Genomic DNA, 7793 nt, shown 5'->3' with positions numbered 1-7793 from the left:
GCTCAATGCCGGGCGTTGTTCCAGTGCGGCCAGTAGTGACGGTGATCCAGCTGTGTGAGCCGCTTTCGACGCATCTGCTCCCGGTAATAATGAGCGGCGACGAACACGGGTGCCATCGCCAGCACGAACGAACCCACCACGATTCCCACTGTTTCACTCATCGTACCCTCCATTGCAGAACGACCGGCTTCACTGCAGGTGTTGCCCCCCGTTGATGGCAATGTTGGCTCCGGTCACGAAACCCGCCTCGTGCGAGCACAGGTACAGCACGAGTGCGGCGATTTCATCGGGTTGTCCGAGCCGGCCAACCGGAATCTGCGGAATGATCTTCGTCTCGCGGATGTCCTCGGGCACCGCCATCACCATCTTCGTCGCGATAAAGCCGGGCGAGATCGTGTTGACGGTGACACCTTTCTTCGCCACCTCAAGCGCCAGCGATTTCGTGAAGCCATGCATGCCGGCCTTGGCCGCCGCATAGTTGGTCTGGCCGAACCCGCCCTTGGAGCCGATGATCGACGAGACATTGATGATGCGACCCCAGCCACGTTCGACCATGCTGTCGCACACCGGCTTCGTCATGTTGAACACCGAATCGAGGTTGGTCCGGATTGCCGCGTCCCAATTGACCTTGTCGAGCTTTTTGAAGCTGGCGTCGCGCGTGATGCCGGCGTTGTTGATCAGAATGTCGACCGGTCCGACCTCAGTTCTGATTTGCGCCGCGCATCTTTCACACGAGTCGTAGTCGGCGACGTCGACCGTGTAGGCGAGGAATTGCCGTCCCTGCGCTTCCATCCGGGCGTGCCACTCGTTCGCACCGGTGTTGCCCGGAGAACAGGTGACCACGACCGCATACCCGGCGTCATGCAGCTTGATGCTGATCGCTTCGCCAAGTCCGCCCGTTCCACCCGTCACCACCGCGATCTGCTTTGCCATCGAATCGTCCTCATAAAAGCCGGCGTTATGCTCATCTGGAGCAACACTGCCTTCAGTCCATGAATTGAATACTGGAAGCTTTGATTCCTTATCCATAAGGAATCCTTTATATATTACAAGAACCTCACCGCGGGCATTGCTGCCCGCGTCAGTTCTATCGCTTCGCGCCCGCGGCTACGGGTGCCTGCCCGGAGTTGCTTTGCAGAGCCTTTGACGCTGTGGCTGTGACTGCATCAAAATTACTCCCGGCAACCTGCACCGCCTGTTGCCCCGTTTTCTGCAACGTTTCGTACAGGGTCGTGGTGGCGGCAATCGCGGATTTCCACGCAGCGATCGCTGCTTCGGAACCTGCGGGACTATGCTTCGCCGCTTCCTCGACGAGTGCCTGCACGGGATCGTTATACCGTTCGTAATGCGTCTGTGCGAGTTGCGTGACTTCAGCCTGAGTGGCCGACGCGATGTCGAACACTTGCCGGCCGTATGACAGCGATTTTTCCGCGAAGGGTCCGGTGAAACCTGCTTGCAGCGCAAACCATTGCGGTGGCTCCGTCGTGCCGGACACCTTCGTCATGTTCTCCTGCGCCTCGGCCAGCGTGGCCCTGACGACCTGCAGGTTCAGAGCGGCCAGTTTTTCGACGCCTTCAAAGACCTTGCCGGCCACCCCAAAGAAAGCGTCGAGGTTGGCCTTCGCGGCAGCAAGATACTCGGGACTCGGTTGAGTCATTGTTGACATCCTCAAAATTCGGTCCGGCGCGCGAAGCCCCGATAGGACGGGTGTGTTGCGGCGGATCGCGATGGTGGATAAATCGAAGCGCAAGGACGCCTGCAAGGCAGCACGCGTCGCGAGGACTTCGGACGGTCGTTACATCAACAGACACTACAACTTAAACCCCAACTGGGACGCTTCGTTCATGACTGTTTCTTCGGCGCGCTCGCCGTGTGGTGCAGCAGTTCGTGTCGAACATGGGGGACAGCAAACGCTGCGATTTCGTTCAGGACAGGGCGATGGACGCCGCAGATGTCTAGCGCATCCGGGCGACGGCTTTGAGAATGGAATCGCCATCGCTTGTGATATGAGGACAAGGGCGTCCTGACGCGAGGTTTTCCAGTGATATGAGTTGACGCTCCAGCAGCGTATCAAGCTCAGCGCGCCCCAGTTCGATCTGGTCTGGTGCGTTCTTGATGAGCATTAACGTCGCGAATTCATGGGGACTCAGCATATCGTCTCCTCGATTTAGTCTGTCTGCGCAGGGAGTATTGATTGCCCTCTCCAGCGTGAATGCCCGGCAAATGTTTCAGCCGTCTCCTCCGTAAAGCGATCACTCGAGAAATCGAATCACGGAGACGCCATCATAGCCGCTCAATTTTCGAATGCAATATGCGGAATGCTTTTTATTGACGCAGCCTTTTCGTTTGCTGATTACTTTTGCATAACATGGCAGCGCGTTACCGCCCACAACGCCACGGCCGACACCAGTGGATGCCTGTCTGGCATGACCCATGGGTTGATCCGGACTGCATCAAAGTTTGAAGAGGCAGCTTAATTCATGATACTAGTTCATTCTGACTGCATTGGGTAAGTTTATATTTGAAGATTGTATTTATAGGTTGTCTTTTTCTTGAAGCGGTTGTTCATATCTCAACATTGCGAAATATTTATTACAGCGCGCGTGAATTTGCTACGTTGCGCGAATTCACGGCATTGTGCCAGGCATCAAGTCGCCGGCTCCTAATCCAGTCTCCCGGCGAACGCTTCCGATGTCCGCAGGGGTGTCCTCGATCGTCAAGCGCTCATGTATCAGGCACATACGTGCCGGGGGCGCCGCCCAGCACCGCGGCTGCCGCAGGCGGGACAACTTTTTCGCTGGAATGCGCGGCGAGCCACTCCTGCCAGGGAGCGTTAAGAACACCGACTGCGATGTTTCGGAATAGCTCTGTGCATCTATATAACCCTGGCGCTTATGATAGAAATTCGCGCCCAGCTTGGTCCACCCCCTTCTTCGGGTGCGTCAGGTCTTCCGGGACTTCTGTCTTACCGTCGCGGTAAGACGCAAACCACATAGCGACCGCGCGGGAGGGTGCGAAACCCAACAGATAATCGCTCATTCCGGATAGGGGGTCCCCTCAGGATTCGGATTTTTGCGTGCTTAAAAATCCGAATCCTGAGGGGACCCCTTATCGAAGGGCCGTTTACTGGGCGGAGCCGACAGATGAACGTCCAAGCGACGCGACGGGTGAATGACGCTTCATGGCCGACTCACGCCCTTCCCCGCCTGAACAAACGGCTCTGCTATGACATTTGAATGTAGCAGAAAGTACGACATTTCAATTCATCCTTGACATTTGCATGCCTAACCAACGATAGAATTTCGGCGGGCGATGCCTGAGCGTCGATTAAATCCGAGCGATCTGACGTCTGCCGAAAAGCGTCGCCGCGCGAACCCTCATGAGACATAGTCACGCAACGCATGCTCTGGCCCGTGAAGCCGAATTGACGGCCCAAAGTTGACGCCCCACCTGCGAGACTACCGATGAACGTCACATCAGGATCTTCCCGTCCCAGCGAGAGCCTGCCTCATAAAGATTGCCGGGGTCGTCGCAATCGGCTCTGCGTGGCGCGACTTCCTTCGTTACCGCGACCTCGATGCCTCCGGTACGAGACATCCGGCCCGCGCATTCCCTGGATGCCGGCCGTGCGCGTTCGGCTATGCCGGTTGCTCCTCGGCAGATATCCGTGACGGTCATGTACAGGCGTCGCCGGACTGTGCAGGACGAGCCGCTCGTCACGGCCGACGACGGTGCAGTCGACGGGATGCTATAAATCATATAATTTGTTAAGTGGCAGCTTACTGGGCCCGGACGATAACCGTTGCCGCCTCGCCTGCGTCGCGCGAGCCCGAGGCGGGGCAAACGCAAAAAGGGGGAAGCGAATGCCTGCGACCGTCTTGTGGCAAGAAAGCGCCGCGTCGTGCCGGCGCAAAGCACTCGGAATAGCCTCGTTCATCGCCGTGATCGGGCTGGTACTGACCACGGGCTATTTCATCACGTTCGAACGGGCGCAGATCCAGCAGAATGTCGTCGCCCGGGACATCGACGACTCCCTTGACCGCATCGTTACGGAGACCCGCACTGGCGAGCGCAAACTCGCGAATCTGGCGGGACGGCCCTGCCCTGAGGTCCAGGCGAATCTCACGCTCAGGGACGTGTTCATCCCCTATCGCCGGACCGCCATGCTGGTCGAGGATGGGAACGTCTACTGCTCAACCGTGCTTGGACCGGTGTCCATCCCGCTCGCCGCGTATCTTGTCCCATCGGGAGATGCCCGGCAGATCGCGTTTCTTGGCGGAACGCGACCGATACCGGACGTACCCGTCATGGCGATCCATGTTCCGGTCGACCACCACCGCGGCATTCTGTATATCGTCGAGGGCGCGTACGTCGTGGACATCCTTGCGCGGGCGAAAGCGTCGGGGGCTAAAAGCGCGTCGGTCTCCGACGGATCGGGGGGCACCCTCACGAGCGACGGACGTTTCTACAGGGCCACTGCGCGCGCGTCCAGCACGGGCGACATCCTCGTCCAGGTGGAGCGCGATGCCGGCAAGCTGCGCGCCGACCTGTTCATGACCGAAATCGTTGCACTGTTTGCCGGACTCTCCGTGTTTGCCGCACTGCTCGCCGGCTACGTCGCGGGTTTCACACCCCGCCAGCGACTGGAAAGACAGGTTCGCGCGGGCTTGCGGCGCAACGAGTTCTATGTCGAGTACCAGGCGATCGTCGACCTGCAAACCGGGCGCTGGGTTGGCGCCGAGGCGCTGTTGCGCTGGAAACATCCGCGCCTCGGTCTGGTTACGCCGGGCAAATTCATCGGCGAAATAGAGACGACGGCCGTCATTGCACCTTTAACGGAATTCGTGCTGGCTACGGCGCTCGCCGAACTTGACGCCTGCGGCTTCCCGGACGGGTTCCGGGTGAACGTCAACCTCGCACCAAAGCACGTCGAAATGCACTGTTTTCCGCACGATATTAGCTCGACGCTCATGCGAAGTTCCACCCGGTTTGAGGTCGTACTCGAGATCACCGAACGCGGGCTGCTGCAGGGCCTTGCGGCCAGCCATGACAACCTGATGAGCCTCAAGGCTCATGGCGTCAAGTTCGCGATCGACGATTTCGGAACCGACAACAGCAACCTCGCGCTGTTGCAGCGCTTCGCCTTCGACTACATCAAGATCGACCGGCAATTCACCGCCGGCGTTGCAAGCCACGGCCTCCAGCTCGTTGAAGGCATCGCCTATCTCGCGAACAAGCTGGACCTGACCGTGGTAGCGGAAGGCGTGGAAGAAGTCGAGCAGCGCGACGCCTTGAAGCAGATCGGCATCCGGTTCGCGCAGGGTTTCCTGTTCCAGAGGCCGGCCAACGTTCTGGAATTCGAACGGATGTACCGTCATTCACCAATCCATGGCACGTCGCAAACGGTGACGTCCTAAACTTCTGGTACTTCAGGTTCCTGTCAGTCTGACTATCACGTCTGTCCACTGGGGGGTGGACCCACGCTGAGCGCGAATTTTTATCATAAGCGCCAGGGTTATATAGATGCACAGAGCTATTCGGAAACATCGCAGCCGGTGTCAATGATCAGATACCAAATGATCCTGACGTCTGACGACGAGCAGCGAGAAGAGAACTGTCTCGCTATTTGTACCCTGATGTGACTAAGCGCCCACGGGGAACTACGCACCTCACTTATGAAAACGTTAGGCCTTATAACTGTCAGGCTTATGATTGAAATTCGCGCTCAGCGTGGCTCAACCCCTTTGTCGACGGCGTGGCGGCGCAGATCTAGAGAAACAACAGCGCGCCATTCAGTTCGCTTTCTTCGCGCGGCCGGTCCAGCCAACCCTGTTTGACCGGCACGGTGCGAAGACGCGAGGCGCCGAAACGCGGCCAGAAATGACATAGGCCAGGCACGATCACCTGCACCACCGGCAAACCGATGTCAGGCCGCGTTTTGTCCACCACGAGGATCTCCATGCCGGCTTCCGTCAACCGTTTCATGCATTGTTCGATTGCGTCTTTCAGATCGAGCGGCACGGCAATGGCGTCGGCAGGACTGGACGGCGCTGCGACTGTGCCGGATTCGAGGGACGGATACAGGAATTGCTTCGACGATAGTTTCTCGTTGTCCCATGGCGGTGGCGCATCGGCAGCGACGTCGAGCAATTGATTGACTTCGGTGAGCGCTCGCTCCAGTGCGATGTGACGCTGCAGGTGGCATCCGAATCCGATCGAGAAGCGGCCCGTCGCCGGATTCTCCGCGACCGCGACCATGACGGGAATGCCAAGATCGTGCGTCAGCTCGAGCGCCCAGAGGCGCCAGCCCATCGCGTCATATTCGCGTTCCAATGCGTCGATGTAGGGATCGCCGAAGCTCTTCAGATCGATGCCGGGCCGCGCCACCTGGTTGTACCACCAGATCGCCGTGGCATCCCGCTCGATCAGTTCGAATAGCCCCTGAAGGATCGCCTCCTCCAGGCACGATCCCGCTGCGCTGCCGTTCGGGTTGTGCACGCAGAACGACAGCGGTCCCGCCGTCTCCGGCGTCTCGGCGAAGCAATAACTGAGCGGCACCCAGTGCCGTGCTCCTGTATTCAACGACCACGCCGGCGTCCAGTCGATCATATCGTCGACGCCGAAGCGTCGTGGCACCTGTTTGCGAACGTCGTCCGTCAGCGCGTTGATGGCGTCACCGCATTCGAATTGTCGGTCGCTGAACTGCTGAAGATCATTGACATGAATCGGCGCGCCGCCTCCATGAGCCCGGTTGTGGAGCAACTCGGCCATGCTCGCGCGCACCGACGCCTCGTCACCCTGATAGACGCCGCTGAAACGCTCGATCGCCTCGCACAGCGCGCTGACGCGCGCCTGTTCATCGCTGCTGCCCTTGCCCGCACAGATACGGTCGAAGCGATTCGTACGCGGCACATCCGGCGGGCAGACCAGATAGCCGGCAACGTAGACCTTGCGCAGACCGGCATGCCGTCCGGGCATCGGATGCAGATAGGCGATGGCGCCGCTGACCGGCGAGACGTGACGTGCATAACGCTGGACGACCTGTTGTGGCGTCATGGCGCGAAACCCGCCTGGGCGCGTCGCGAACGGCCTGACTTCCGTCAGTACCGGTGCGCGCTCCGCCTGCTCCCGCATCCAGCGGGGATTGCCGCAGCAAGGACATTGCGGGCGCCGCACCACGCGGTGCGAGGCTGTCGCGAACGTGTCGAGTCGCAACGACAGGATCTCCCGGCGCGCCTGTTCGCGGCGCGTGTCGTTCACGGCCAACTGCTCGATCAAGGCGGCGACGAACGCACAAGCGGCTGCCAGGCTAGCGCGCGTATGGGCGGGCGCGGGCTGCATGGCCCCGTCTCCGTGATGGCGGCGCAGCAAGGTCTGCACCGGACGATTCAGCGATGTCCAGTACTGCACGCATGTGAAACAGGGCGCGTCGTGGTCCGCATCGTTGCCGCCCAGCAGCGGGCCGATCAAAGCTTGCACGCCATCGGGAACGACGACGAGCAGCATGCCGCCGCGCGCCGCGACCTGCGTCGCCAAGGTGGCGAGCTCGAGCCTTTCATACGTGTCGACGAGCGCGATCGTGAGCGCGGCCGCGTTCGGCGCAACTGCGATACCGCTTGCCGCGAGCGCGGCTAGCTGCGGCGCTGCGTCGACGCCGAAGGTTTGCACTGCGACGCGCAACTGGGCGATCCGCTCGCAGGCCGCATCGCCGTCCAGCCCCGCGCGCTCGAAGAAGCCGCGCGCGCAATCGCGATCGCTGGGGGCGTCGGCGCGCACATAGGATTGCCGCACCA

General features: G+C 60.1%; 6 protein-coding genes. 1 reads left to right on the top strand and 5 read right to left on the bottom strand.

Annotated features, from left to right (window positions below):
- Window positions 1-2: 2 nt before the first annotated feature.
- From GNZ13_RS49825 to GNZ13_RS49810, 4 genes are all read right to left on the bottom strand, one after another.
- On the bottom strand, window positions 3-161 hold the full coding sequence (locus GNZ13_RS49825) for a hypothetical protein (RefSeq protein ID WP_172178835.1): 159 nt from the start codon (window positions 159-161) through the stop codon (window positions 3-5).
- Window positions 162-189: 28 nt separating this feature from the next.
- On the bottom strand, window positions 190-933 hold the full coding sequence (gene phbB / locus GNZ13_RS49820) for an acetoacetyl-CoA reductase (RefSeq protein ID WP_172161423.1): 744 nt from the start codon (window positions 931-933) through the stop codon (window positions 190-192).
- A gap of 154 nt (window positions 934-1087) precedes the next feature.
- Complete coding sequence (locus GNZ13_RS49815) at window positions 1088-1657, bottom strand: phasin family protein (RefSeq protein ID WP_172178833.1); 570 nt, start codon at window positions 1655-1657, stop codon at window positions 1088-1090.
- 298 nt (window positions 1658-1955) lie between these two features.
- Window positions 1956-2153, bottom strand: coding sequence for a hypothetical protein (locus GNZ13_RS49810; protein ID WP_172178831.1), 198 nt, complete (start codon window positions 2151-2153; stop codon window positions 1956-1958).
- Between the two features lie 1710 nt (window positions 2154-3863).
- Here GNZ13_RS49810 and GNZ13_RS49805 point away from each other — a divergent pair.
- A complete protein-coding gene (locus GNZ13_RS49805; protein WP_172178830.1) occupies window positions 3864-5417 on the top strand; it encodes an EAL domain-containing protein in 1554 nt (517 codons plus the stop codon).
- 352 nt (window positions 5418-5769) lie between these two features.
- Here the strand turns inward: GNZ13_RS49805 and GNZ13_RS49800 are convergent.
- On the bottom strand, window positions 5770-7793 hold a 2024-nt coding region (locus tag GNZ13_RS49800; RefSeq protein WP_172178829.1), incomplete at its 5' end, for a TOMM precursor leader peptide-binding protein.

The sequence above is a fragment of the Paraburkholderia elongata genome, assembly GCF_013177735.1.
GTDB lineage: Bacteria > Pseudomonadota > Gammaproteobacteria > Burkholderiales > Burkholderiaceae > Paraburkholderia > Paraburkholderia elongata.
Note: the sequence above shows the minus strand (reverse complement) of the source record. Positions and strands in the feature narration are given on the sequence as shown.